Below are 23,634 nucleotides of genomic sequence, written 5' to 3' on the forward strand. Positions count from 1 at the left end.
TCATCAGATGGACGAAAGTTAATGTGACAATCGAGCCGCCCGCATTGTCGCTTATGCACGGGAATGAGCGTGGCGCTCTGCGTCACTCCGGCAAGCGGGGCGACGCGCTGTCATCCGACTCCGCCAGCACCGCGAAACGGCTGCAGCCGAAAAGAATTGCCGCAACGCCAAGGTAGGACAGCGCCAGCAACGGCGTCTTGCCGATGCCGATCGCCTCGGCATGCATGAAGCCGAAGAAGGTCAGCACGGCACCGGCCACGGCGAAGCCCGCGGCCCTGGCAAACGCGCGATCGATGACGAAGGCTGCGATGGCGGCGAGAATCAGGCTGCTCAGGATCGCACCGCTGCCCAGCAGTTCCAGCCCGCGGTACAGCACGCCCGCCTGTCCGAGCTTGTCGATGCCGACGGCATCCGCCGTGGTGCCGGCGGCACCGAGCGCGTTGTCGATCATCAGCTTGCCCCACGCCGCCACGTGCGGGAGCAGCGACAACACCACCGCCGGAGCATGACGCTTCGGCGTTTCCTGGAACGCCTGCGCACCGATCAGCATGCCGATGTACAGCAGGATCGGCGAGATCGCGACCACCGGAATCAACGCCATCAGCAGCGCGACGATGCCGAACCATGACAGCACCAGAATCATCACGCCGGTTGCGGCGGAATAGCCGATCCGTCCGCCAATCGCCTTCCAGCCCGGATGGCCGATGTAGACGGCATTGATGAACGGATTGCCGAGGCAGCAGCCGATCAGGCTGACCACGCCATCGGCGGTCAGCACCCGTGTGGTCGGGAAATGGTCGCCGCCAGCATCGGCGCTTTCGACGTTGTCCATCGCTTCGACGAGATCGTAGATGCCGAATGGAATCGCGGTGACGAGAATCACGCCCAGATGCTCGAAGCCGGAAAACACATGGCCGAGCTGCGGCAATGGAATCGAGAACCCGAAGCTGGCCATTGCATCGCGGACGCCGGCCGGCGACAGGCCACCGAGGTCGAGTCCGAACAGCGTCGAGCCCCACGCGATGATCGAACCGACGGCGATGGCCACCAGCCCGGCCGGCATACCCCTGTAGTAGCGAACGCCGCCGAACCAGCTCGCCAGCAGGATCGCGAAGCAGACCATGCCGATCGCCGGCTGCAGGTACATCTCCAGTGCCGGGCGCATCGAGATGAGCGCGATCGACACGCCCGCCAGAGCACCCAGCAGCGCTGCGCGCGGCGTGATCCGTCGAATCAGCGGGGCCACGAAGCCACCCGCCATCAGCACGAAGCTCTGCACGAAAACCCAGGTCAGCCCGGCTTCCCAGCCCTTGATCGCATCGCCGGTGCTGCTGGCGATCGGCAGCATGATCACGAACACGACGACGAACAGGTGCGGCACGCTGATCCCGGACGGCAGCGCGCAGACGGTATCGCGCTGTTCCCGCTTCGCCAGCCGGTACGCGAGCCACGCGTAGTAGACGGTCGACAGGAACAGCATCAGGCCCGTGGCCGGCAGGATTCGGCCGAAGATCAGCGTGTCCGGCAGCTTCAGCACGTAGCGCAGCAGCGCGGTCAGGGTCAGCAGGTTGACCAGCACATTGGTGCCGAAGCCGAAGAGCGCGTTCCAGTCGCCCGGCGTCCACAGTCTCGGCGTGAAGCCGTTCGATGACGCCGTCGCTGCGGTCGCTGCCATGGCAGTCCTCTCGTGGCCGATTGATCGACGCGCTATCGACTGCCATCCGACGGCAGTGCCGCGAGCAGATCGCGCGAATGCCCGACCCAGCCGAAGATTCCACCCTGCGCCTTGATCATCCGCAGGCCGCAATCCTGAAATTCCGGGAAGTACGAACCCACGCAATCTTCGGGCACGAAGCAGTCGTAGCCGCGATCGTTCGCTTCGCGGACCGTGGTGTGGACGCAGACCTCCGTCGTCACGCCGGTCACCACCAGTTGCCGGATGCCGCGATGCTGCAGGATCGCGTGCAGATCGGTCGCCCAGAACGCCCCCTTGCCCGGCTTGTCGATCACCGGCTCGCCGGTCATCGGCAGCAGCTCTGGAATGATCTCGTGCCCGGCCTCGCCACGGACCAGGATGCGCCCCATCGGCCCGTGATCGCCGATGCCGGTCTCGCCTCGGCCACGGCGCTTCTTGGACGGCGGCAGGTCGGCCAGATCGGCGCGATGACCTTCGCGCGTGTGCAGCGCGAACAGCCCGGCCGCCCGCCAGGCCGCAAGCAGGTGGACATTCGGAGCGATCGTGCGGCGCAGCTGCGACACGTCATTGCCGAGCCTGTCGCCGAAGCCGCCGGGCTCGAGGAAATCGCGCTGCATGTCGATGATCAGCAGCGCGCAGTGCGCAGGCTCGAACGTGAAGGCGTAGGGCTCGGCGGGGACTTCCAGCGTCAGGACATCGTTCGGCATCACGGTTCTCGGGCAGCGACCCGGCCAAAATAGCCGGTCTCGCCGCCGATTCCGATACCCGCAGGCGGCGGACGCGGCCTGCGGCGGCGTGCCTCCTGCACTGCCTTCGGCGGCACGACTGGGTGCGCTTCGTTGACGATACTGCGTCGGCAAATGCCAGTGATCGGCGACCCGTTGCCAGCCCGCGAGATCGAGACCCGACGCGAGGAATCGGTGTTCGGCGGAAAGCCGCAGTCGCGATATCCGGTCGTGGCGGCGGCTCGGCTCGATCCATCCTGCGTGGCCTGCACGCGCCCGCACCGTTGGCGCAATCGCGTGCATTGCCAACGTGCGATGGAGCCCTGCCTCGTGCCCGTCGTGCTCGATCAGGCAGCCGGCTCGCCCGCTTCGCGCACCCGGTCGGTGCGGACCGCACCGCCTCAGCGCAGGCTGCTTTTCTTGGCCGCCGCCTTGCCCGTGCTTCGGGCAGTACTTTTCGCCGCGCGCTTGGCAGCGGCGAGCTTGGTCATCGTGATCCGCGCCTCGTGCAGCATGTGCAGGGTGATCTTGCGGACCTCGTTCTTGCTCTGCGTGATGTGCGCGCGCAGCAGGATCGACGCCTCCGCGCTCTTGCGCCGGAAGATCAGGCGCAGGATCTTCGCGTGTTCCTCGTAGGTGGCGTCGATGCGCTTGTCCTTGAGGAAATCCAGCCTGCGGATGATCCGGATCTTTTCGGTCAGCTCCAGATGCGCCTTCAGGATCTCGCGATTGCCGGCGGCTTCGACCAGCGCGCAGTGGAAGCCTTCGTCCAGCGCCGCCATCTTGTGCGCATCGGTCTCGCGATCGGCCAGCGGCACCAGCCAGATCGCCCGAAGGGCATCGAGCGGCACGGTTTCCATCTGGCACAGGCGGGTGATCGCGGCTTCCTCGAGCAGGATGCGCAGGTCGTACAACTCGTCGAATCGCACGAAGTCGAACGGGCTGACGCTCCAGCCGCTGCGGAAGCCGACGTCGAGATAACCCTCGCGTTTCAGCCGGTACAGCGCGTCGCGCACCGGCGTGCGCGACACGCCGAGTCGACCCGCCAGATCGGTCTCGGTGAATCGATCGCCCGGCAGCAGGTGAAAGTCGAAGATTTCATCCTTGACCCTCAGGTAGACCTGCTCGGCGAGCGGATTGGCGGGCTGCAGGGCCATAACGGGAACGCGGCGATCAAGAGGGACCTGACAAGCTTATCAGCAGCGGCCGTGCCATCCGGCCGGGACCGACCCGCGGCACCGGCCTTGCGGGCGAGCGGATCATTGCGCCGAGACGGCCGATGGATCGATCAGGCTGACGTGCGCGGCAACGATCAGCCAGCGTCCGTCGAACCGCACCCAGGTCTGCGTCTGGCGGCCGATCATGGCCGTGTCCGGTGCGGTGAATTCGCAGCAGGCGCTGCCGAAATCGTCGCCGAAGGTCTGGATCACGACCCTGCGAAGGCGGCGGCCGGGATGCACCGGCACTGCAGTCGCCCGGTAGCGACGGATGGCGTCGATGCCGTAGCCATGCTCGGCGACGCCGTAGCGAACGGTGGCAGCGTCGTCATTGAAACAGGCGTCGAGAAAGGCGATGTCATGCCGCAGCAGTGCCGCTTCGTAGGCGTCGAACGCCTCGCGCAGCGATGACAGCACTGCAGGCCGGTTGATCAGGTCCGGGCTCATGGCGCTTGGGCGGAAGGAAGCCCACCGTGTTCGCGACGGCTGGATTCCGCTGCCGGGTCGGGGACCGGGACGACCTGCGCGAGCGCAGCCAGCACGGCGTCCGACGTCGCCACCGCGCCGAACACCCCGCCCTGCATCTTGATCATCTTCAGCGCCGCTAGATGGTTGCCGTGATCGGTGGCGCCGCAGCAGTCCTCGATCAGCACGCATTCGAAGCCGCGGTCGTTCGCTTCGCGCATCGTCGTGTGCACGCAGACATCGGTGGTGATGCCGGTCAGCACCAGATGGCTGATGCCGCGTGTCCGCAGGATCAGCTCCAGATCGGTCGCGCAAAAGCTGCCCTTGCCCGGCTTGTCCAGCACGATCTCGCCGGCTGCCGGAAACAGCTCCGGGATGATCTCCCAGCCCGGCTCGCCGCGAACCAGGATGCGACCGCAGGGCCCGTCGTCGCCGATGCCGGCACCGATCCGGCGTGAACGCCAGCGCTTGTTGGCCGGCAGGTCCGACAGGTCCGGCCGGTGACCTTCGCGGGTATGGATGATGGTGAAACCGAGTGCACGCATGCGGCCGAGCACTCGCCGGATCGGCTCGATCGGCGCCCGCGTCAGCGACAGGTCATAGCCCATCGTGTCGACATAGCCGCCGATGCCGCAAAAATCGGTCTGCATGTCGATGACGATCAGCGCCGTGTCCGCTGGCGTGAACTGGCCATCGAACGGCCATGGGTATGGCTCGGCGGCAATCGCTTGAAACGGCATGTCGAAGTCCTCGATCGGAGACCGCACCGCGCGGCGCCGGCAACAACGAGTGTGCCAGCGCGCACGGCGTACGCGGAAGCCTGCTGCGAGCATGGCTTGCCGAGCGGTGATTGCCGCGTTGCCGTCCTCGCTCGGCCTGTGTGTCGTATCTCCAGCGGCATCTTGAAGCTATCGCCGCATGCGAAGTCGCTGCAGGAACGGCTGCTCGTGCATCCCGCGGCAGTGGGATCGTCGACAAGAATCGCGACTCGGCAAAAGCTGCGCGTGGCTTGCTGATCAATGCTCGGATCAAGGTGCATCTGACAGTCCGACCACAGCGCGGGCCACCGGATTAAGCTGGGGCATGAATGTCTCGATTGCCGAACCCTCGATGAACGCTGCCGCACCGACGGCGCGGCCGCATGCTGCGCCGGGCTGGCACGCCGAACTGGCGCTCGGCTTCACCTGCGAAACCGTCGATGGCGCGACCCGCACCACGCTGAGTCACCGCCGGCACCTCGGCCCGCTGCGGGTGCAGCGGCCGTTCTACCCGGACGGCCCGGTCTGCAATGTCTACATCGTTCACCCGCCCGGCGGCATCGTCGGCGGCGATCGACTGGACCTGCGGGTGAAGGCGCATCCCGGCGCCCATGCGCTGCTGACGACGCCGGCCGCCGGCAAGTTCTATCGCAGCGCCGGCCCGGACGCGCGACAGCGGGTCGAGATTCGCGCCTGCGACGCGACCATCGAATGGCTGCCGCAGGAAACGATCTACTACCCCGGCGCGGCAGTGCGGCAGCAGACCGTGATCCGGCTCGACGGGCAATCCCGATTCATCGGCTGGGACCTTGGCTGCTACGGGCTGGCGTCGCGCGGCGAGCATTTCGACAGCGGCCAGATCCGGCAGGATTTCGAGCTGTGGCGAGATGATCGCCCGCTGCTGCTCGATCATCTGCGGCTGGCCGGCGACGGCGCCGCGTTCGGCAGCGCCTGGGGACTCGCCGGCCACCCGGTACTCGGCACGTTTGTGGCATGTCCAGCGACGGCGGCGGATGTCGACGCAGCGCGGGAAGCTGCGACAGGTCTGGCCGATGTCACGGTCGGCCTGAGCCTCGTGGATGGCGTCATCGTCGGACGCGTGCTGGCCATGCAGGCCGACGCCGCGATGCGCGCGTGGCTCGCGATCTGGCGCGTGCTGCGGCCACGGCTGATGCAGCGCGACGCGGTGCTGCCGCGAATCTGGGCGACCTGAGAACGACAAGAGACGACACGAAATGGAACTGAGTCCCCGCGAGAAGGACAAGCTGCTGATCTTCACCGCCGGCCTCGTGGCCGAGCGGCGCAAGGCGCGCGGCGTGAAGCTGAACTATCCGGAGGCCGTGGCCTACATCTCGGCGGCGATCCTCGAAGGCGCGCGCGACGGCAAGTCGGTCGCCGAGCTGATGAGCTACGGCACCACCTTGCTGAGCCGCGCCGACGTCATGGACGGCATCCCGGAAATGATTCCGGACGTGCAGGTCGAGGCGACGTTCCCGGACGGCACCAAGCTGGTCACCGTCCACAACCCGATCCCGTGAGGCGCTACCGATGATCCCCGGCGAACTGCTGCCTCTGGATGGACCCGACATCGAACTGAATGCCGGTCGCGCGACCGTCAAGCTGCGGGTCGCGAACCTCGGCGACCGGCCGATCCAGGTCGGCTCGCACTATCACTTCTTCGAAACCAACGACGCGCTGCGCTTCGATCGCGCCGCCGCGCGCGGCTGCCGCCTGAACATCCCGGCCGGCACCGCGGTGCGCTTCGAGCCGGGCCAGGAACGCGACATCGAACTGGTCGCCTATGCCGGCGACCGCATCGTCCACGGCTTTCAGGGCAAGGTGGAGAGGGCACTGTGAAGATCAGCCGCGCCGACTACGCCAGCCTCTACGGCCCGACCACCGGCGATCGCCTGCGCCTCGCCGACACCGCGCTGATCATCGAGATCGAGCGCGACCACACCGTCTACGGCGACGAAGTGACGTTCGGCGGCGGAAAGGTGATCCGCGACGGCATGGGCCAGAGCCAGCGGATCAGCGCGCTGACCGCCGACACGGTGATCACCAATGTCGTGATCGTCGACCACTGGGGCATCGTCAAGGCCGACATCGGTTTGAAGCGCGGGCGCATCAGCGGCATCGGCAAGGCCGGCAATCCGGACGTGCAGCCGAACGTCGACATCGTCATCGGCCCGGGTACGGAGATCATCGCCGGCGAAGGCCAGATCATCACCGCCGGGGCGATCGACTCGCACATCCACTACATCTGCCCGCAGCAGGTCGAGGACGCGATGATGTCCGGCACCACGACGATGATCGGCGGCGGCACCGGGCCGGCCACCGGCACCAACGCCACGACCTGCACGCCGGGGCCGTGGCATCTCGCGCGGATGCTGCAGGCGGTCGAAGGCCTGCCGCTCAACTTCGGCTTCCTCGGCAAGGGCAATGCGGCCCTGCAGCCGGCGCTCGACGAACAGATCGAAGCCGGCGCCATGGGCCTGAAGCTGCACGAGGACTGGGGCACGACGCCGAAGGCGATCGATACCTGCCTGAACGCCGCCGAGAAGTACGACGTGCAGGTGGCGATCCACACCGACACGCTGAACGAGTCCGGCTTCGTCGAAGCCACGCTCGCCGCGTTCAAGGGCCGGGCGATCCACACCTATCACACCGAAGGCGCCGGCGGCGGCCACGCGCCGGACATCATCAAGGCGGCCGGCGAGCCGAACGTGCTGCCGTCGTCGACCAACCCGACGCGGCCGTACACGGTCAACACCGTCGACGAACACCTCGACATGCTGATGGTCTGCCACCACCTCGACCCCGGCATTCCCGAGGATGTGGCCTTCGCCGAGTCGCGCATCCGCCGCGAAACCATCGCTGCCGAGGACATCCTGCACGACCTCGGTGCCTTCTCGATGATCTCGTCGGATTCCCAGGCGATGGGCCGGATCGGCGAAGTGATCACCCGCACCTGGCAGACCGCGCACAAGATGAAGGTGCAGCGCGGTGCGCTCGGCCCGGACCCGGCGCGGCACGACAACTTCCGGGTGCGCCGCTATGTCGCCAAGTACACGATCAACCCGGCGATCACCCACGGCGTCGCCCATGAAGTCGGCTCGATCGAGGTCGGCAAGCTCGCCGATCTGGTCATGTGGCGACCGGCGTTCTTTGGCGTGAAGCCGTCGATGATCATCAAGGGCGGCATGATCGTCGCCGCGCCGATGGGCGATCCGAATGCCTCGATCCCGACACCGCAACCGGTGCACTACCGGCCAATGTTCGGCGCCTTCGGCAAGGCCGTCGCCGAGACCTCGGTGAGCTTCGTGTCGCAAGCGGCACTCGATGGCGGCCTGCGCGAGCGGCTGGGGCTGGGCAAGCGGCTGGTCGCCTGCCGGAACACCCGCGCGATCAGCAAGCGCGACCTGATCCTCAACGACCTGATGCCGAAGATCGAAGTGGATCCGCAGACCTACGAGGTGCGCGCCGATGGCGTGCGCCTGCATTGCGAGCCGGCGGCGGTACTGCCGCTGGCACAGCGCTACTTCCTGTTCTGATCGGCGGCCCGATGCTCACGATCACCAAGCATCTCGGCGGCAACGACAGCGCCGCGACCGTCCGCATCGAGCTGCCGTTCGACCTGCGCACCCGCAGCCGCCAGTTGGCGAAGCTGTCGACCGGCGAGGAAGTCGGGCTGCATCTGGAACGCGGCCTCGTGCTGCGCGGCGGCGACCGGCTGCTGGCGGATGACGGCCGCATCGTCGAGATCGTCGCGGCGAACGAGGAGGTGTCGACCGTCACCTGCGACGATCCTTGGCGGCTGGCGCGCGCCAGTTACCACCTCGGCAACCGCCACGTGCCGGTGCAGATCGGTGCCGGCTGGCTGCGCTTCCGCCATGACCATGTGCTGGACGACATGCTCAGAGGCCAGGGCTTCGACGTGATCGTCGAGGAAGCGCCGTTCGAGCCCGAAGGCGGTGCCTACGGCGGCGGGCACGGGCACGGCTGATGGCCGGCACGCCGCTGCTGCATCTGCTGAAGCTGACCAGCCCGGCGCTGCCGATCGGCGCCTATCACTTCTCGCAGGGGCTCGAAGACGCGGTCGAGCATCGGCTGGTCCATGACGAGCGCAGCGCCGCCGCGTGGATCATCGGTCTCGCCCGCCACAGCCTCGGTACGCTCGATCTGCCGATGCTGCTGCGCCTGCACGCGGCATGGCGCGAGCGCAACGCGAAGCGGGCGTTCAAGCTCAGCGCGCGCCTGATCGCGTCACGCGAGACCGCGGAGCTGCGTGCCGAGGATCGTCATCTCGGCAGTTCGCTGGCGCGGGTGCTGGTCGAGCATGGCGTGACGGATGCGCAGGCCTGGCTGCAGCACCCGGACGCCACGCACGCCGCGCTGTTTGCGCTGGCAGCCGTGCACTGGGACATCGGCGACGGCGACGCCGCCACTGGCTACTGCTGGGGCTGGTGCGAGAACCAGGTGCTGGCCGCGATCAAGCTGGTACCGCTCGGCCAGAACGCCGGCCAGCGTGTGCTGACGCAACTGATTGCGGTGATTCCGGAAATCATCGAGCACGCCGCGATGATCGAGGACGACGACATCGGCATCGCGACACCGATGCACGGCATCGCCAGCGCGCGGCACGAAACCCAGTATTCGCGTCTGTTCCGGTCCTGAGCGCGGCGCGCACCGGCCGCGCGCCAGGCCCCGTCGTCGCGCCGCTCAGGCCGCTTCGCGCAGCATGCCCTGCTTGACGATGAAGGCGATGACCTCGTCCAGCCCCTGCCCGGTCTTCAGGTTGGTGAAGATGAACGGGCGCTCGCCGCGCATCTTCCTCGCGTCGCGGTCCATCACGTCGAGCGACGCACCGACATACGGTGCGAGATCGATCTTGTTGATGATCAGCAGGTCGGACTTGGTGATGCCCGGCCCGCCCTTGCGCGGCACCTTGTCGCCGGCGGCGACGTCGATCACGTAAAGCGTCAGGTCGGACAGTTCCGGGCTGAACGTGGCGGCCAGGTTGTCGCCGCCGCTCTCGACGATGATCAGGTCGAGATTGTCGAAGTCGCGGTTCAGTTCGTCGATCGCCGCGAGGTTCATCGAGGCGTCCTCGCGAATCGCGGTATGCGGGCAGCCTCCGGTTTCGACGCCGCGGATGCGCTCGGCCGGCAGGGCCTGACTGCGGATCAGGAATTCCTGATCCTCGCGCGTGTAGATGTCGTTGGTGACCACGCCGATGTTGAAGCGGTTGCGCATGCGCTTGCACAGATTGTCGACCAGCGCTGTCTTGCCGGACCCCACCGGTCCGCCAACACCGAGTCGCAAGGCTTCGGTCCGCATCGTCATCATCTCCCGATCATCGAGCGCGGCACCCGAATGGCACCGCTGGCCGATGTTGACGCAAGCGCCGTACCGCGGCGAGTCCGATCGAACGGTTCAGAACGCCGGCAGCACCGCGGCCACGATGCCGCGCCCGGCACCGTCGCGCTCGTAGTCCTGCCAGACCACGCTGGCGCGGCCGACCGCGTCGAACGCCAGATTCGGAAGCAGCACATTGCCCGGCGCCGCGCCCTGGTCGACGCGTCGCTCGCTGCCTACCGCCGCGCCCTGTGCGTTGTAGCGCTGCAGCACGATGCCGGCACCCTGAGCGACGACGGCGAAACCGCCATCGGGCGTCGTGGCAACCGCTGGCGAGCGCAACGGCAGGTTGCCGCTGCCAATGCGGAACTCGCCCCCGCGCGCGACGCCATCGGCGCCGTAACGACGTCCGTAGGCGCCGAGCGACGAGAAATCGGTGCCGGTGCGCTGCCAGACCACGACGAAGTCGCCGGCCGGCCCGACCGCGATGTTCGGGCGGTCGGAGAACATCGTCGGCGGGCCATTGCCGATCGGCAGACGCAAGCCCGCGAGCGGGTTGCTGGCGGCTGCCGCGTCGACCTGGAACGAGGCGCCCTGCGCCACGCCGGCCGCGTTGTAGCGGCGGCCGTAGATGCCGACGCCGGTGCTGTTGAAGCTTTCGACCGGGATCAGCGGCGCCGCGGTGGACTGCCAGACGATGACGAAATCGCCATTCGCGGCGACCCCGACCGTCGGCAGGCGCAGGTTGGTCGGTATCGATTCCTCGACCTTGAGCTGATCGAGCTTGATCGCGTTGCCGTTGTCGAAGATGCGCAGATTGATGCTGGCCCGACGAATCGACGCGAACACCGGAATCGGTGCCAGCCGTTCCGGCCAGACGAAGATCGCGTTGCCGGCATCGTCCAGCGCCACGCTGATGCGGGTGAAGATGTCCTCGCCCCCATTGTTGATCCGGAACTCGCCGCCGCGTGGCGTGCCATCGGCGTTGTATCGCTGGGCGTACGCGTTCAGCGCCGGCGTGTCCTGACCATCCGAATCCCAGGCCACGATGAACTCGCCGGAGGCATTGATCGCCACGGCCGGGAACACCTGCCGGTTGGCGCGGAAGCTGTTGACGATGAATTCCGGCCCCAGCGGCGTGCCATCGGCGGCGTGCCGGCGGGCAAAGATGTCGGTCACGCCGCGGCCATCGACGTCCCCTTCCCAGACCACGACGAAGCGACCGTCCGGCGCTCGTGCCACGGCGGCGTTCTGCTGGTCACCGGCAGTGGTCTCGTTGACGCGGACTTCGGTCAGCGGCAGCACCGGCGGGGTCAGCGCCTGCGCCACGCCGGCCACGAACGCCGCCGCCAGCAGCACGGCGGCCAGCGGGCGGCGCACGCGTGGCCGCTGTTGCGCGGCGCACGAGGCAATGGCGGCGGGCGCGTCGCAGGTCCGGATTCGCGCGCGGGTGTTGTCCTGCATGGTCGGCTCCGGGCTCATGGGCGCGCGAACTGGCGGAAGAACTGCCACATCGTCGGCGTTGCCGCGACGTCCTGCGTGGTCAGCCCGAGCGGCGTGGAAAAGCTCAGCGAACCCGGCCAGGTGTGGCCGCCGCCGGCGATGATGTAGTGATCCACCCGCGCGCCGCCGCTGCAGTTGCCGTAGCGGTTCAGCTGCACCGAAGTGCCGTCGTCGGTACCGTCGATCACGCCGAGGTTCTGCGGCACCAGGCTGCAACCGGCGCGGCTTGCCCAGAGTTCGGCAGTCTGCAGCGACGAACTGAACAGCAGGTTGCCGTTGAAGTTGATCTGCTCGTCTGCGGTGCCATGGAAGATGATCATCGGCGTCGGGACGGAGGCCGCGCAGCGCAAGCGATCATCGTGATGGATGCTGCCGGAAATGACCGCCCCGGCCGCGATGCGCGACGGCTGATCGCAGATATAGCGCTGCGTCATCTGCGCACCGTTGGAATAGCCGCCCATGTAGATGCGGCGGGCATCGATCGGGAAGCGCCGCACGGCGTCGTCGATCACCGCGGTGAGGAAGCCGACGTCGTCCTGGGTCAGCGCGAACGAGGTGGCGCCGTAGTTCCAGCGGCCGTTCGACGAGGCCGGCAGGATCACGTAGACCCCGAAATCCCGCACCAGCGCGGAGGCTTCGGTCAGGTCCGCCATGTCGACCGGCGTGCCTCGCAGGTACTCGAGCAACAGGATCGCCGGCACCCGCTCGGTCGTCGTCGGGACCGTCGGCTTCAGCATCATCACGCTTCTCGGCCGGCCGTTGACGACCAGCTGCTCCTGCACCGCCGTGACATTCTCGAAGCTGCCGATGTCGCGCGCCTGCACCGGGCCGAGACCGGCGATGACCAGCATCGTCGCGAGACACCAGCGTCCGATGCCGGAACTGAAAAACTCCCTGTCCATGACTGACTCCACGCGGTTATTCCACTGCCGTCGACGTGACGCTCTCATGATCCGTGCCGGACGCCGTTGATGCTGCTCAAGCCGATCGCCTGCCGCCTGCCACCTGCAAGGATAGGTCATCGGTTCGACGGCGACCGTCGAAAAAATCTCCGCTTGGGCATCGCATGCCGCGCGGAAGCAAGCGGTCAATGCCGTCTACGGCTTGATCGACGGTTTGGATCAGGTCCGCGTGCGCGACCATGATCCGGATTCAGAGCAGCAGCGCACCCTCGTGCCGCAGCAGCCATTCCTTGCGATCGAGCCCGCCGCCATAGCCAGTCAGATTGCCATTGGCGCCGATCACGCGATGACACGGGATGATGATCGAGATCGGATTGCGGCCGTTGGCGAGACCGACCGCGCGCGAGGCCTTCGGATCGCCGAGGCGCGTCGCCAGTTCGCCGTAGCTGATGGTCACGCCGTGCGGAATGTTGAGCAGGGCCGTCCAGACCCGCTGCTGGAACGGCGTGCCGACCGGCGCCAGCGGCAGGTCGAACACGGTCCGCCGGCGGTCGAAGTAGTCGTGCAGCTGGGCGATCGCGGCCTTGAACGGCGCTTCGTCCCAGCGCCAGTCGGGCTGCTTCTGCGGCCAGACGTCATGGCTTTCGAGATACAGACCCTGCAGCGCGTGGCCGTTGCCGAACAGCAGCAGTTCGCCGATCGGGCTCGGCGCAATGCAGTAGACCGTGGCCTCGATGGCCCGCGCGGTCGGCACGACGCCGGCCACTGCCCGCTTCAATTCCCCGCGTCCCAGGGTCATGGTTCAGCCACCCGCCTCGCGCCCGGCATTCGATGTTGCAAGGCTGCGCCACAGATACAGCGCCGCGTAGGCCCGCCACGGTCGCCACGCCGCGCTGCGGGCTTCGGCCTCGCGCGGCTTGACCCCGCCCAGCGCCTTGCACAGCGCCAGATCGCCGGCCGGAAAGGCATCGGCATCGCGCAGCGCCCGCATCGCGACATAGCTCGCAGTCCAGTCGCCGATGCCGGCAATGGCCTTGAAGCGCGTTAGTTCGGCCGTCGTGTCGACACCCGGTTCCAGCCGCAGCGCGCCGTCGGCGTGATGCTGCGCAACGTCGCGGATGGTCTGCGCCCGACGCTGGGTGAGCCCCAGATCGATCAGCTGCTGCAGCGGCGCGTCGGCAACCAGCGCTGCCTGCGGGCTCAAGTGGCGCAGCGCCTCGAACGGCGTCTCGATCGGCTCGCCGTAGGCCTTCGCGAAGCGGCCGAACAGCGTGGTCGCGGCCTTGACCGTCACCTGCTGACCGAGAATCGCGCGCAGCACCAGTTCGAAGCCGTCGAAGGCGCCGGGCACGCGCAGGCCCGGCGTCGCCTGCAGGTGCGGCGCCAGCACCGGATCCTGCTTCAGATGCCCGGCGATCGCCGGCGGCGACGCCTGCAGGTCCAGCAGCTGTCGCAGCCGCTCCGCGACGTTCGCGGCCACCGGCGCGAGCGACGGCGACAGTTCCACGGCCAGCGTGCCGTCATCGCTCGGCGGCGAGACCGCCAACCAGCCGCGATGCGGGCCGATCCGCACCGTGCGCAGGTAGCGATCGTCGACCACCGCTTCGACCCCGGCCGCACCACGCCCGCCGAGAAACGCCAGCAGCGCGTCCCAGGCCAGCGGCGGCTGGTAATCGAGCCGCAACGACGGTGCCGCGGACGCGGCAGCCCGGCTCATCGCCGCGTCACGACGCGAACCGCCGGACGCGCCATCAGTCGGCCTTCGCGTCCGGCTTGGCCAGCGCCTGTCCGGTCAGCAGGCGCGCGCGCAGGCGACGCAGCGCATCGGCATCCACCTCGTCGCCGAACAGTGCGCGGCTGCGGCGACTGCCGTCGGCGAGCCTGAAGTTCAGCACCAGCACGCGCCCGTTCACCAGCGATGACGGCAGCAGTTCGGCGTCGCGCTTCGTACCGCGTGCCGTTTCGAGACTCCACGCCGTGCCGCCGGCATGCCAGGTGAGCCGCGTCAGTGCCTTCGGCCCGAAGCCGATGATCGGATGCCGGCGCAGACTGAACCACGACAGCAGCAAGGCACCGGACAGCAGCAGCCCGAGCTGATCCGGCGGCTGCGCGAGAAAGGCCAGACCGATGGCGGCGACATGCAGCACGACGAGCGCCTGCATGCCGCGCAGGCTGTGCGTCGGCCGCAGGTCAATCGTTGCGCTGAAGGCGTTCGATGACATGGGCGTACTGGGCCGGTGGCGGGGTCTGACCGATGATCCAGGCCCAGAGGTCCGGGTCCTCGCATTCGAGCAGGCGCAGGAACACCCACTTTTCTTCGGAGGTGGCGGTTTCGTAATGGCGGGCCAGGAAGCCGCCGAACAGCACGTCGAGTTCCTTCATGCCACGGCGGCACAGGAAGCGGAGACGGTCGAGATCGCTCATGAACGGGAGGGGTTGGAAAGTGGTGCCCGATTATCGCCGATGGCAGGCAATCGAGGCGCAACGGTCCTGTCGCTCGGCCGTCGGAGCGACGGGCGCGCGGCGTTCAGACCAGCACTTGCCGCGTCCGCCTGGCGAACCAGTGAATCCGCTGCTCGACCACGGGCGCGATCATCCGCTCCGGCTTCGCGCCGCGTGGACACGGCAGGCTCGGCGTGGTGCCGAACAGCCGGCAGATCAACGGCCGCTGGTCATAGACGGTGCAACCCTGCGGGCCAAGATGCGGGCAGCTCAGGGCTTCTAGCGCTGCGTCTCGCGCCGCACGGCTGCGACGCGGCAGCCGCGCCATTTCCGTCGACGAGGCCGTGACCGGTCCGCAGCAGTCGTGGCAGCCGGACACGCAGGTGAACGCCGGAATCCGCGCGCGCAGCGTGTCGATGATCAGGTCGTCTTCGGACAGGCTCATGTCGGAACTCCGGGCGGCGCACGGCGCAGCTTGCGCCAGAACGACAAAGGCGGCCCGAAGGCCGCCTTTGGGTTCCACGTGGTAACGGCCGGAAATGCGGCTTTGTGCTGTCCTTGCCCTTCGCGTCGCTGCGGGCGTTCGAAGCTGCTGCGAACGGTGCCTTGCGCGCCGGTCAACCTCGCCCCGGCCCGCCCGCTACCGCGGACGGGCGTTCGCGAGCGCGCGAGGCAGTGCTCGCAAAGCCGCAGCTTCTGTGCCGGCCCTTCGCTTCGCTGCGGGCGTTCGAAGCTGCTGCGAGCAGTGCTCGCAAAGCCGCAGCTTCTCCGCCGGCCCTTCGCTTCGCTACGGGCGTTCGAAGCTGCTGCGAGCAGTGCTCGCAAAGCCGCAGCTTCTCACCCCCTCCGCTCGACGAGCATCTTCTTGGTCTCGGCGATCGCCTTGGCCGGGTTCAGACCCTTCGGGCAGGTCTTCGCGCAGTTCATGATCGTGTGGCAGCGATACAGCTTGAACGGGTCTTCGAGCTGGTCCAGACGCTCGCCCGTGGCTTCGTCGCGCGAGTCGACCAGCCAGCGGTACGCGGCCATCAGCACGGCCGGGCCGAGGTAGCGGTCGCCGTTCCACCAGTAGCTCGGGCAGCTCGTCGAGCAGCACGCGCACAGGATGCACTCGTACAGGCCATCGAGCTTGGCGCGGTCTTCTTCGCTCTGCAGGCGCTCGCGGGTCGGCGCCGGCGTGTCGGTCTTCAGCCACGGCTCGACCGAGGCGTACTGCGCGTAGAAATGGGTCAGGTCCGGAATCAGGTCCTTGATCACCGGCATGTGCGGCAGCGGGTAGATCTTGACCTCGCCTTTCACGTCATCGCAGGCCTTGGTGCAGGCCAGCGTGTTCGAGCCGTCGATGTTCATGGCGCAGCTGCCGCAGATGCCTTCGCGGCACGAGCGGCGGAAGGTCAGCGACGAATCGATCTCGCTCTTGATCTTGATCAGGGCGTCCAGAACCATCGGACCGCACTTGTCCATGTCGATCTCGTAGGTATCGACTCTCGGGTTGGCCTGGGTGTCCGGATCGTAGCGGTAGATCTTGAACGCACGAACGTTCTTGGCACCCGCCGGGGCCTTGAACACCTTGCCGGCGCTGCGATCGATCTTCGAGTTCTTGGGAAGCGTGAGCTGTGCCATGACGATGCTCCTTCAATGAAACGCAAATGGAAACTTAGTTCAGGACGGAATCTTTGAGCTGGTCGTACGCGGTCACCGGCAGCACGATGTCGACCAGCCGCCAGCGCAGGCCGGCGCGGTCCATCACGATGGTTGCGGCGACCTGCCCGCTGCGGCTGAGCGCGGCGCTGAAACGGTTGATCGACTCGAAGCGGACATCGCTCAGGGAGCCTTCGATGTCGCAGCTGGTGGGCACAGTGCCCTGCACGGTCAGCGCGCCGCCGTCGCAGATCGCGGCGATCAGCCCGGACGGCGTCAGCAGGCGTTCGACCACCGGCTCTACCGGCACCCGCACGGCCACCTGCTCGTAGCGCGCGTGGATGCGCGCCGCGATGTTGCCGCGCAGCCGGTCCGGTTCGACCAGCGCCGCCAGCGCTTCGCTGTTCCGCGCCACCAGGGCATCGCGCAGGGCCTGCAGCCCGAGCAGCGGTGACGCCACGGCCGCCGTCACGCCGATCAGCGCGACGACGACGACAGCAGTGATGACGGAGCGGCTCATGGGCTGCGCGGCGACGATCGACGGCTCAGTACGTGCGCTTCTGCGGCGGGATGACCTTGGCTTCGTCGTCGAGCACGTTCATGTGCACCGGGCGATAGCCGAACTTCACGCCGGTGTTGCCGTCGCGCCAGGCCAAGGTGTGCTTGGTCCAGTGGTCGTCGTCGCGGTCCGGGAAGTCCTCGTGGGCGTGGGCGCCGCGCGACTCGTGGCGGTTCTCGCCGGAAGCCACGGTGATCAGCGCCTGACCGAGCAGGTTGTCGAGCTCCAGGGTTTCCATCAGGTCCGAGTTCCAGACCAGCGAGCTGTCGTTGACCTTGACGTCGGCAAACGACTCGATGGTCTTCTGCATCTTCCGGACGCCTTCGGTCAGCGACGCCGAGGTGCGGAACACGGCCGCGTGGTTCTGCATCGTCTTCTGCATCTCGAGACGGATTTCCGCGGTGCCGCGGCTGCCCTTGGTCGAGTGACGCAGCTTGTCGAAGCGGGCGATCGCCTTCTCTTCCGATTCGGTCGAGATCTTGCCGTGCTTGGAGCCCGGCTTGACGATCGTCGCGGCATGGAGTGCTGCGGCACGGCCGAACACGACGAGGTCGAGCAGCGAGTTCGAGCCGAGACGATTCGCACCGTGCACCGACACGCAGGCGGCCTCGCCGACCGCCATCAGGCCCGGAATCACGGTATCGGTCTTGCCGTCGAGGCTGGTGACCACTTCGCCGTGGAAGTTCGCCGGGATGCCGCCCATGTTGTAGTGGACGGTCGGCAGCACCGGGATCGGCTCCTTCGTGACATCGACGTTGGCGAAGATCTTCGCCGTCTCGGAGATGCCCGGCAGGCGCTTGTGCAGCACGTCCGGACCGAGGTGCTCGAGATGCAGGTGGATGTGGTCGCCTTCCGGACCGACACCGCGGCCTTCGCGGATCTCGATGGTCATCGAACGGCTGACGACATCGCGCGACGCGAGGTCTTTGCGGTTCGGGGCGTAGCGCTCCATGAAGCGCTCGCCCTTCGAGTTGGTGAGATAACCGCCTTCACCGCGCGCGCCTTCGGTGATCAGGCAGCCCGAGCCGTAGATGCCGGTCGGGTGGAACTGCACGAACTCCATGTCCTGCAGCGGAATGCCGGCGCGCTGCGCCATGGCATTGCCATCGCCGGTGCAGGTGTGGGCGCTGGTCGCCGAGAAATACGCACGGCCGTAGCCGCCGGTGGCGAGGATGACCTGCTTGGCGCGGAAGCGATGCAGGCTGCCGGTGGCCAGATCCCAGGCCAGCACGCCGTGGACCGAGCCGTCGGCGTCGGTCAACAGGTCAAGCGCGAAATACTCGATGAAGAACTCAGCCTTGTTCTTGAGGCTCTGCTGGTACAGCGAGTGCAGCATCGCGTGGCCGGTACGGTCGGCGGCGGCGCAGGTGCGCTGCGCGGTGCCCTCGCCGTAGTTCGTGGTCATGCCACCAAACGGACGCTGGTAGATCTTGCCTTCCGGCGTGCGCGAGAACGGCACGCCCCAGTGTTCCAGCTCGATGATCGCCGGGATCGCTTCGCGGCACATGTACTGGATCGCATCCTGGTCGCCGAGCCAGTCGGAGCCCTTGATGGTGTCGTACATGTGCCAGCGCCAGTCGTCCTCGCCCATGTTGGCGAGCGCGGCCGAGATGCCGCCCTGGGCAGCGACGGTATGCGAACGGGTCGGGAACACCTTGGTCAGCGCCGCCGTCTTGAGGCCGGCCTGGGACAGGCCGACGGTGGCGCGCAGGCCAGCGCCGCCGGCACCAACGACGACGACGTCATACTCGTGATGAACGATGTTGTAGGTCATTTCTATCAGGCTCCGAGGGCGATCTTGAGCACCGCGAACACGGCCGCGGCACCGAATGCGAACAGCGCGAACTTGGACAGCACGATGCTGACCAGCTTCACGCCTTCATTGCCGACGTAGTCCTCGATCACGACCTGAACGCCGAGCGCGGCGTGATAGAACATCGCCGCGAAGTACAGCACCAGCGCCACCGCGACCAGCGGCGACTTGATCCACGCGATCATCGTCGCGTAATCGAGCAACGGGAACCGCGCGACGCTGAACACGAACCACAGCGACAGCGGAATCAGGGCAATGGCGGTCATGCGCTGCATCCACCAGTGACCGACACCCTCCTTGGCTGAACCCAGGCCACGGGCCTGTGACAGCGGCGATCGAAGACTCATGCGGCTAGCTCCTGACAATCAAGTGAAATCGGGGTTGCGACGGGGACTGCGGCGCGCGCTTCAGAGCGCGAACGCGGCGACCCAGGTCAGCACGGTCAGCACGATCGACGCGCCGACGACGGTGTAGCCGCTGGTGTACGCGGCCTTCAGCTCGAAACCGCGGCCGGTATCCCAGACCAGGTGACGAATGCCGTTGCACAGGTGATAGGTCAGCGCCCACGTGTAGGCGAACAGCAGGATCTTGCCGACGATCGAGCCGGCGATGGCCGAGAACGTGCCGAACGCGTCCGGCCCGGTGGCGGCGGCGGTGACCCAGGCGGCGAGGAAGATCGTGCCGAAGGCGAGCGCCAGCCCGGTCAGACGATGGGTGATCGACAGCATCGACGTCAGCTGCGGCCGGTAATACGGGCCGATCATGAACGGTGACAGCGGACGGTTCGACGTTGCGGGCTTCACGGACATGGGTTGCGTCACCTAGGGTCTGAGGGGATTACGTGCGAGGCGGCTGTCGGGAGGCGCCTAGAAATCGATGCAGCGACCGCCCTTCTCCCAGTCACCGAACCGCGTCGGGTCGGTACCGTCCCGGCGTCCGCCAATCTCGGGAACGGTTTCGGAAATGGCTTCGGGCGCGGCTTCCGGCGCTGGCGGCACGGCGATCAGGCCGTCAGTTCCGCATTGCGGTGCAGCATTTGGCGGGGTGCCGTCTGCTGCGGGTACGTCGGAAGAGTTGGGGGAGGTCACGGAGGAGTGCGGTCTGCGAAACCCCGTTAGTGTGACAAAATTCACGCATTCATGGCAACGAAGCGTGTCAGTTGAACCACCTATGCCCGGCCTCCATGCCTCCTGAAACCGTTGCATCGCCCTCCCTTTTCCCGACCACGGCCACCATCGACCCGGTCGCGTCCGAACGCCGCTGGCCCACCGGTTTCGACTGGCTCGCAGCCCTCGGCGCGCGGCTCGGAAACGACGGCCTGCCGGACTTCGGGGATCGGCGCGACGAGGCCGCCGCCGTGCTCGCCGCCGATGTCGTCGCCCCGCTGGCCGATCGCGGCACGATCCGGGTCACCGGGGCCGATGCCGATGCCTTCCTGCAGGGCCAGTTCAGCGCCGACATCCGCGAGCTGACGCCGACCCGCGGCCAGCTGACCAGCTATTCGAACCCCAAGGGCCGGGTCCTGGCGATCTTCACCGCGATTCGGGCCGGCGATCAGATCTGGCTCGAAACCAGCCGCGCCGTGCTCGGCGACGCGCTGAAGCGGCTGCGGATGTACGTGCTGCGCTCGAAGGTCAGGCTCGACGATGCCGGCGCCGAGGTCGTGTCGATCGGCGTGGCCGGCCCGAATGCCGACCGGGTGCTGGCCGAGGCCGGCCTGCTGGTGCCGAGCGTGCTGTGCCTGTGCGCGGAAGTCGGCGGCATCGTCGTCATGCGCCGCCGTGGCGAGCGCAACCGCTACACGCTGCACGGCCCGGCCGCGACACTGGCCGCGCTGTGGCCGAAGCTTGCGGCACATGCGCGGCCGGTCGGCACCGAAGCCTGGCGGCTGACCGACATCCTCGCCGGCTTCCCGTCGCTGAGTGCGGAAACGCGCGAGCAGCATGTCGCGCAGATGATGAATCTGGACAAGCTCGAAGGCATCAGCTTTTCGAAAGGCTGCTACCCGGGTCAGGAGATCGTGGCGCGGCTGCATTACCTCGGCAACCTGAAGCGCCGGATGTATGTCGGCCGCACGGCGGCAGACGCCGTGACGCGCGGCGCGCCCGTGTTCGTCGCCGGCAGCACGGCGCCGGTCGGCGATGTGCTCGACGCCGCCATGAACGCCGATGGCGGCCACGCCGTGCTCGTCGTGCTGCAGACGGCGCAGGCCGAAGCCGAAGACCTCCGCATCGGCGCGCCGGATGGCCTGCCGCTGACGCTGATCGCCTGAGCCGCCGCCGGCAGGCGGTGATCGAGGGTGCCCCGTTTACGGCCCGGGGCGCGGCCTGATCGGCCGGCGTCGCGCCGCGCGAGGCGATTCGCGCGGCGGTGGACGCCGGTCGGTCAATCGAAGCTGTACTTGATGCTGCCGACGACGTTGATCAGCGGCTGCGGATCGAAGATCACCGGGCCGTTCAGGAACGCGAAGTCCGAGGTGAAGCGGTTCGGCTGGTAGTCCACGCCGAGCGTCGCCGCGATCCGGCCGCGGCTGACCCGGCTCTTGATGCCGTAACGGATGAAGCCGTCGTCGTAGACCCGGCCGTCGGCCGTCAGCGGTCGCTGGCCGACGCGCTGGCCGAAGAGATCGACATTGACCCGATAGCCGCGGCCGACATCGCCGAACCATGAGGCGCTGAAGGTCTGCGTGTTGTCCGGCACGGTGATGATGCGGCTGGCGCCGGCCACCGCGATGTCCTTGATCTCGGTCTCGACGCCGACATGGCTCGCCTGGAAGCGCAGGTTGCGCAGCGCCTGCCATTCGATCGACAGCTCGTAGCCATCGCGCTGCGAGGTGCCGATGTTGACGACATCGAACGAGTTGTTGGCATTGGCGCCACGCCGCAGTTCGCGCTTCGAGGTGGTGGTGAAGACATCGCCGGACAGCTTCAGGCCGAACGGCAGCCAGGCGTTGACGCCGGCATCGGCACTTTCCAGCTTGGCCACGCCGAGCGCGTCGTTGAACGTGGCGCCGGCACGGTTCTGCGACAGCTCGGTCGCCGCCGCGGTGCGGAAGCCGCCGCCATAGTTCGAGAAGAACTCGAGTTGCCGGATCGGCGTGAACACGGCGCCGATCTTCGGCGTCAGCGTGCTCTGGTCATGCTGGCCGGAGTTGTTGGCATAGCGGTTGTTGATGACGTCGGTGCCGGCGTAATCCCAGCGCAGGCCGCCGACCAGCTTGAAGGTCTTGTGCAGCAGCACCTGCCCCTGCGCGAAGACACCGGCCTGGATCGTTTCCGCTCGCTGGTTGCGCGACTGGTTGGCGACGACATCCTCGATGCCGCCCGTGGCCGTGGCGGTGCCGGAGACCACGGTGCCATCGTCGAACTGGCCATCGCTGCCGACGGTCAGCAGCACCCGGTCCTGCCAGAGGTCGTTCGACGTGTGCTGCACGCGCCAGCCGGCGTAGCTGCGGTCGGATCGCGCGAACGACGCCGGTTCGTAGGTCGGGTCCGCCGGGTTGGGCGAAGCGCTCGGCGTGTTGAACGCGGTGTCGACGAACAGGAATTCGTCGCGGCCGGCATACGCCGTTGCGGTGACGCCGGTCGGGCCTTTCGGAATGTAGTTGGCCACGAACGTGTAGTAGTCGTTCTTGCCGCGATCGAACTGCGAACCGGCCGTGGCGCTGCGTCGGTCGACCACGCCGGCGCGCACGTCGTCGGCGCTCAGGAAGCCATTGCCGCGGTAGTCGCGGAAGCTGGCGTTGAAGCGCAGCGACAGGTTGCCGTCGAGCACCGGAAAGGTGAACTTGTTGAAGCTGTTGACGCGCTTGTAGTCGCCGCGCTCGCGGTAGCCATCGCGGTCCAGATAGTCGAAGGCCACGAACGGCGTGATGCCCTGATGCTCGCGGCCGTAGATCGCGCTGCCGCTGTAGTTGCCGTACGAGCCGGCCTGCGCCGAGACGCTGGTCTTGTCCTTCGACTTGGTGATGATGTTGATCGCGCCGGACAGGTTGTAGTTGCCGTACAGCGCCGAGAACGGACCCTTGACGATCTCGATCCGCTCGATCAGTTCCGGCGTCAGCCAGTTTAAATCGACCGCGCCGTGGCGGTTGGCGCCGTTCGGCGCATTGACCGGCACGCCGTCGATGAACACCGCCGCATCGGCGCCGTGGAAGCTCGAAAAGCCGCGGATGCTGATGTCGTCGCCGATGTCGCCGGTCGGGCTCGACGGCCCCAGCGTGATGCCCGGCGTCTGGCGCAGCAGATCCGTCGCATCCGAAAACGGCAGCGCCTGAATGCGGTCCCGATCGATCACGTAGGTCTGGCCCGGCAAGCCGTCGATCCGGTCGGTCAGCTCGATCTTGCCGGCATCGCGCTCGCCGGCCACCTTCACTTCGGACAAGGTGGTGACGGTGGCGACCTCGGTCGCTTTCGGCGCAGCGTTCGCGGCTTCGGTCTGGGCCAGCGCCGGCAGGCTGACGGCGGCGGCAGGCAGGCAGAACGCGAGGCGGATGGCTGCCGTCATCGCGGCAGCAGGAGTCGTCTTCATGGGTGCGGAGCGGGTGTGGGCGAAA

At 67.5% G+C, this 23,634-nt stretch carries 27 protein-coding genes; 7 read left to right on the forward strand and 20 right to left on the reverse strand.

Annotated elements, in window-relative coordinates:
* Positions 1–82 precede the first annotated feature (82 nt).
* The 5 genes from QZ951_RS00845 to QZ951_RS00865 all read right to left on the reverse strand — a co-directional run bounded on the left by QZ951_RS00845 (position 83) and on the right by QZ951_RS00865 (position 4,843).
* Entirely contained in the window at positions 83–1,675 is a 1,593-nt protein-coding gene (locus tag QZ951_RS00845; RefSeq protein ID WP_292997543.1) for a regulator, read from the reverse strand.
* A gap of 32 nt (positions 1,676–1,707) precedes the next feature.
* A complete protein-coding gene (locus tag QZ951_RS00850; RefSeq protein WP_292997545.1) occupies positions 1,708–2,403 on the reverse strand; it encodes a cysteine hydrolase in 696 nt (231 codons plus the stop codon).
* A gap of 419 nt (positions 2,404–2,822) precedes the next feature.
* Positions 2,823–3,578, reverse strand: a complete 756-nt coding sequence (locus tag QZ951_RS00855) for a GntR family transcriptional regulator (protein ID WP_292997547.1) — start codon at positions 3,576–3,578, stop codon at positions 2,823–2,825.
* A 102-nt stretch (positions 3,579–3,680) separates the two neighbouring features.
* Positions 3,681–4,085: an AtzH-like domain-containing protein gene (locus tag QZ951_RS00860; protein WP_292997549.1), complete on the reverse strand. Its 405-nt coding sequence runs from the start codon at positions 4,083–4,085 to the stop codon at positions 3,681–3,683.
* The gene (locus QZ951_RS00865) at positions 4,082–4,843 is read right to left on the reverse strand and encodes an isochorismatase family cysteine hydrolase (RefSeq protein WP_292997551.1); all 762 of its coding nucleotides are present in this window, start codon (positions 4,841–4,843) and stop codon (positions 4,082–4,084) included. Before QZ951_RS00865 ends, QZ951_RS00860 begins: the two co-directional genes overlap by 4 nt.
* A gap of 370 nt (positions 4,844–5,213) precedes the next feature.
* Here QZ951_RS00865 and QZ951_RS00870 point away from each other — a divergent pair, with 370 nt between their 5' ends.
* The 6 genes from QZ951_RS00870 to QZ951_RS00895 are packed head-to-tail and all read left to right on the forward strand — an operon-like array spanning position 5,214 to position 9,538.
* Positions 5,214–6,074, forward strand: coding sequence for an urease accessory protein UreD (locus QZ951_RS00870; RefSeq protein ID WP_292997553.1), 861 nt, complete (start codon positions 5,214–5,216; stop codon positions 6,072–6,074).
* 22 nt (positions 6,075–6,096) lie between these two features.
* Positions 6,097–6,399 (forward strand): urease subunit gamma, encoded by a 303-nt coding sequence (ureA, locus tag QZ951_RS00875; protein WP_292997555.1) that lies wholly within the window; start codon positions 6,097–6,099, stop codon positions 6,397–6,399.
* Positions 6,400–6,409: 10 nt separating this feature from the next.
* A complete protein-coding gene (locus QZ951_RS00880; protein WP_292997557.1) occupies positions 6,410–6,718 on the forward strand; it encodes an urease subunit beta in 309 nt (102 codons plus the stop codon).
* Positions 6,715–8,415, forward strand: coding sequence for an urease subunit alpha (gene ureC, locus QZ951_RS00885; RefSeq protein ID WP_292997559.1), 1,701 nt, complete (start codon positions 6,715–6,717; stop codon positions 8,413–8,415). The genes QZ951_RS00880 and ureC overlap by 4 nt, the downstream gene beginning before the upstream one ends.
* A gap of 11 nt (positions 8,416–8,426) precedes the next feature.
* Entirely contained in the window at positions 8,427–8,867 is a 441-nt protein-coding gene (gene ureE / locus QZ951_RS00890; protein ID WP_292997561.1) for an urease accessory protein UreE, read from the forward strand.
* A complete protein-coding gene (locus tag QZ951_RS00895; protein ID WP_292997563.1) occupies positions 8,867–9,538 on the forward strand; it encodes an urease accessory protein UreF in 672 nt (223 codons plus the stop codon). The genes ureE and QZ951_RS00895 overlap by 1 nt, the downstream gene beginning before the upstream one ends.
* A gap of 45 nt (positions 9,539–9,583) precedes the next feature.
* On the opposite strand, the gene ureG is transcribed toward QZ951_RS00895, so the two are convergent.
* The 14 genes from ureG to QZ951_RS00965 all read right to left on the reverse strand — a co-directional run bounded on the left by ureG (position 9,584) and on the right by QZ951_RS00965 (position 20,167).
* Entirely contained in the window at positions 9,584–10,201 is a 618-nt protein-coding gene (ureG, locus tag QZ951_RS00900; RefSeq protein ID WP_366943775.1) for an urease accessory protein UreG, read from the reverse strand.
* Positions 10,202–10,297: 96 nt separating this feature from the next.
* On the reverse strand, positions 10,298–11,683 hold the full coding sequence (locus QZ951_RS00905; protein ID WP_292997567.1) for a hypothetical protein: 1,386 nt from the start codon (positions 11,681–11,683) through the stop codon (positions 10,298–10,300).
* Positions 11,684–11,697: 14 nt separating this feature from the next.
* Positions 11,698–12,624, reverse strand: a complete 927-nt coding sequence (locus tag QZ951_RS00910) for a PHB depolymerase family esterase (protein WP_292997569.1) — start codon at positions 12,622–12,624, stop codon at positions 11,698–11,700.
* Between the two features lie 250 nt (positions 12,625–12,874).
* Positions 12,875–13,423, reverse strand: coding sequence for a methylated-DNA--[protein]-cysteine S-methyltransferase (locus QZ951_RS00915; RefSeq protein ID WP_292997571.1), 549 nt, complete (start codon positions 13,421–13,423; stop codon positions 12,875–12,877).
* 3 nt (positions 13,424–13,426) lie between these two features.
* Positions 13,427–14,341: a DNA-3-methyladenine glycosylase gene (locus tag QZ951_RS00920; RefSeq protein WP_292997573.1), complete on the reverse strand. Its 915-nt coding sequence runs from the start codon at positions 14,339–14,341 to the stop codon at positions 13,427–13,429.
* A 34-nt stretch (positions 14,342–14,375) separates the two neighbouring features.
* Positions 14,376–14,846 (reverse strand): protein YgfX, encoded by a 471-nt coding sequence (locus QZ951_RS00925; protein ID WP_292997575.1) that lies wholly within the window; start codon positions 14,844–14,846, stop codon positions 14,376–14,378.
* The gene (locus QZ951_RS00930) at positions 14,815–15,048 is read right to left on the reverse strand and encodes a succinate dehydrogenase assembly factor 2 (protein ID WP_292997577.1); all 234 of its coding nucleotides are present in this window, start codon (positions 15,046–15,048) and stop codon (positions 14,815–14,817) included. The genes QZ951_RS00925 and QZ951_RS00930 overlap by 32 nt, the downstream gene beginning before the upstream one ends.
* Positions 15,049–15,151: 103 nt before the next feature.
* Positions 15,152–15,511 carry a YkgJ family cysteine cluster protein gene (locus tag QZ951_RS00935; protein ID WP_292997579.1) on the reverse strand — a complete coding sequence of 120 codons (360 nt, stop codon included), beginning with the start codon at positions 15,509–15,511 and terminating at the stop codon, positions 15,152–15,154.
* Between the two features lie 392 nt (positions 15,512–15,903).
* Positions 15,904–16,689 (reverse strand): succinate dehydrogenase iron-sulfur subunit, encoded by a 786-nt coding sequence (locus QZ951_RS00940; RefSeq protein ID WP_292997581.1) that lies wholly within the window; start codon positions 16,687–16,689, stop codon positions 15,904–15,906.
* Between the two features lie 34 nt (positions 16,690–16,723).
* The gene (locus tag QZ951_RS00945; protein WP_292997583.1) at positions 16,724–17,227 is read right to left on the reverse strand and encodes a DUF2939 domain-containing protein; all 504 of its coding nucleotides are present in this window, start codon (positions 17,225–17,227) and stop codon (positions 16,724–16,726) included.
* Between the two features lie 25 nt (positions 17,228–17,252).
* Positions 17,253–19,040 (reverse strand): succinate dehydrogenase flavoprotein subunit, encoded by a 1,788-nt coding sequence (gene sdhA, locus QZ951_RS00950; protein WP_292997585.1) that lies wholly within the window; start codon positions 19,038–19,040, stop codon positions 17,253–17,255.
* A 5-nt stretch (positions 19,041–19,045) separates the two neighbouring features.
* Positions 19,046–19,426, reverse strand: coding sequence for a succinate dehydrogenase, hydrophobic membrane anchor protein (sdhD, locus tag QZ951_RS00955; protein WP_292997587.1), 381 nt, complete (start codon positions 19,424–19,426; stop codon positions 19,046–19,048).
* A gap of 60 nt (positions 19,427–19,486) precedes the next feature.
* On the reverse strand, positions 19,487–19,888 hold the full coding sequence (gene sdhC / locus QZ951_RS00960) for a succinate dehydrogenase, cytochrome b556 subunit (RefSeq protein ID WP_292997589.1): 402 nt from the start codon (positions 19,886–19,888) through the stop codon (positions 19,487–19,489).
* A gap of 57 nt (positions 19,889–19,945) precedes the next feature.
* Positions 19,946–20,167 (reverse strand): succinate dehydrogenase assembly factor 4, encoded by a 222-nt coding sequence (locus QZ951_RS00965; RefSeq protein ID WP_292997591.1) that lies wholly within the window; start codon positions 20,165–20,167, stop codon positions 19,946–19,948.
* A gap of 95 nt (positions 20,168–20,262) precedes the next feature.
* Between QZ951_RS00965 and QZ951_RS00970 the strand changes: the two genes are divergently transcribed.
* Positions 20,263–21,351 (forward strand): hypothetical protein, encoded by a 1,089-nt coding sequence (locus tag QZ951_RS00970; protein ID WP_292997593.1) that lies wholly within the window; start codon positions 20,263–20,265, stop codon positions 21,349–21,351.
* Positions 21,352–21,464: 113 nt separating this feature from the next.
* Here QZ951_RS00970 and QZ951_RS00975 read toward each other — a convergent pair whose 3' ends face one another.
* Positions 21,465–23,609 (reverse strand): TonB-dependent receptor, encoded by a 2,145-nt coding sequence (locus QZ951_RS00975; protein WP_292997595.1) that lies wholly within the window; start codon positions 23,607–23,609, stop codon positions 21,465–21,467.
* Positions 23,610–23,634 lie beyond the last annotated feature (25 nt).

Source organism: Nevskia sp. (assembly GCF_021732705.1).
Taxonomy (GTDB): domain Bacteria; phylum Pseudomonadota; class Gammaproteobacteria; order Nevskiales; family Nevskiaceae; genus Nevskia.

Excerpts from the sequence above, each read along its gene's own strand:
- QZ951_RS00845 (WP_292997543.1), bottom strand. The coding sequence starts at position 1,675 with ATGGCAGCGACCGCAGCGACGGCGTCATCGAACGGCTTCACGCCGAGA.
- QZ951_RS00850 (WP_292997545.1), bottom strand. The coding sequence starts at position 2,403 with ATGCCGAACGATGTCCTGACGCTGGAAGTCCCCGCCGAGCCCTACGCC.
- QZ951_RS00855 (WP_292997547.1), bottom strand. The coding sequence starts at position 3,578 with ATGGCCCTGCAGCCCGCCAATCCGCTCGCCGAGCAGGTCTACCTGAGG.
- QZ951_RS00860 (WP_292997549.1), bottom strand. The coding sequence starts at position 4,085 with ATGAGCCCGGACCTGATCAACCGGCCTGCAGTGCTGTCATCGCTGCGC.
- QZ951_RS00865 (WP_292997551.1), bottom strand. The coding sequence starts at position 4,843 with ATGCCGTTTCAAGCGATTGCCGCCGAGCCATACCCATGGCCGTTCGAT.
- QZ951_RS00870 (WP_292997553.1), top strand. The coding sequence starts at position 5,214 with ATGAACGCTGCCGCACCGACGGCGCGGCCGCATGCTGCGCCGGGCTGG.
- ureA (WP_292997555.1), top strand. The coding sequence starts at position 6,097 with ATGGAACTGAGTCCCCGCGAGAAGGACAAGCTGCTGATCTTCACCGCC.
- QZ951_RS00880 (WP_292997557.1), top strand. The coding sequence starts at position 6,410 with ATGATCCCCGGCGAACTGCTGCCTCTGGATGGACCCGACATCGAACTG.
- ureE (WP_292997561.1), top strand. The coding sequence starts at position 8,427 with ATGCTCACGATCACCAAGCATCTCGGCGGCAACGACAGCGCCGCGACC.
- QZ951_RS00895 (WP_292997563.1), top strand. The coding sequence starts at position 8,867 with ATGGCCGGCACGCCGCTGCTGCATCTGCTGAAGCTGACCAGCCCGGCG.
- ureG (WP_366943775.1), bottom strand. The coding sequence starts at position 10,201 with ATGCGGACCGAAGCCTTGCGACTCGGTGTTGGCGGACCGGTGGGGTCC.
- QZ951_RS00905 (WP_292997567.1), bottom strand. The coding sequence starts at position 11,683 with ATGCAGGACAACACCCGCGCGCGAATCCGGACCTGCGACGCGCCCGCC.
- QZ951_RS00910 (WP_292997569.1), bottom strand. The coding sequence starts at position 12,624 with ATGGACAGGGAGTTTTTCAGTTCCGGCATCGGACGCTGGTGTCTCGCG.
- QZ951_RS00915 (WP_292997571.1), bottom strand. The coding sequence starts at position 13,423 with ATGACCCTGGGACGCGGGGAATTGAAGCGGGCAGTGGCCGGCGTCGTG.
- QZ951_RS00920 (WP_292997573.1), bottom strand. The coding sequence starts at position 14,341 with ATGAGCCGGGCTGCCGCGTCCGCGGCACCGTCGTTGCGGCTCGATTAC.
- QZ951_RS00925 (WP_292997575.1), bottom strand. The coding sequence starts at position 14,846 with ATGTCATCGAACGCCTTCAGCGCAACGATTGACCTGCGGCCGACGCAC.
- QZ951_RS00930 (WP_292997577.1), bottom strand. The coding sequence starts at position 15,048 with ATGAGCGATCTCGACCGTCTCCGCTTCCTGTGCCGCCGTGGCATGAAG.
- QZ951_RS00935 (WP_292997579.1), bottom strand. The coding sequence starts at position 15,511 with ATGAGCCTGTCCGAAGACGACCTGATCATCGACACGCTGCGCGCGCGG.
- QZ951_RS00940 (WP_292997581.1), bottom strand. The coding sequence starts at position 16,689 with ATGGCACAGCTCACGCTTCCCAAGAACTCGAAGATCGATCGCAGCGCC.
- QZ951_RS00945 (WP_292997583.1), bottom strand. The coding sequence starts at position 17,227 with ATGAGCCGCTCCGTCATCACTGCTGTCGTCGTCGTCGCGCTGATCGGC.
- sdhA (WP_292997585.1), bottom strand. The coding sequence starts at position 19,040 with ATGACCTACAACATCGTTCATCACGAGTATGACGTCGTCGTCGTTGGT.
- sdhD (WP_292997587.1), bottom strand. The coding sequence starts at position 19,426 with ATGAGTCTTCGATCGCCGCTGTCACAGGCCCGTGGCCTGGGTTCAGCC.
- sdhC (WP_292997589.1), bottom strand. The coding sequence starts at position 19,888 with ATGTCCGTGAAGCCCGCAACGTCGAACCGTCCGCTGTCACCGTTCATG.
- QZ951_RS00970 (WP_292997593.1), top strand. The coding sequence starts at position 20,263 with ATGCCTCCTGAAACCGTTGCATCGCCCTCCCTTTTCCCGACCACGGCC.
- QZ951_RS00975 (WP_292997595.1), bottom strand. The coding sequence starts at position 23,609 with ATGAAGACGACTCCTGCTGCCGCGATGACGGCAGCCATCCGCCTCGCG.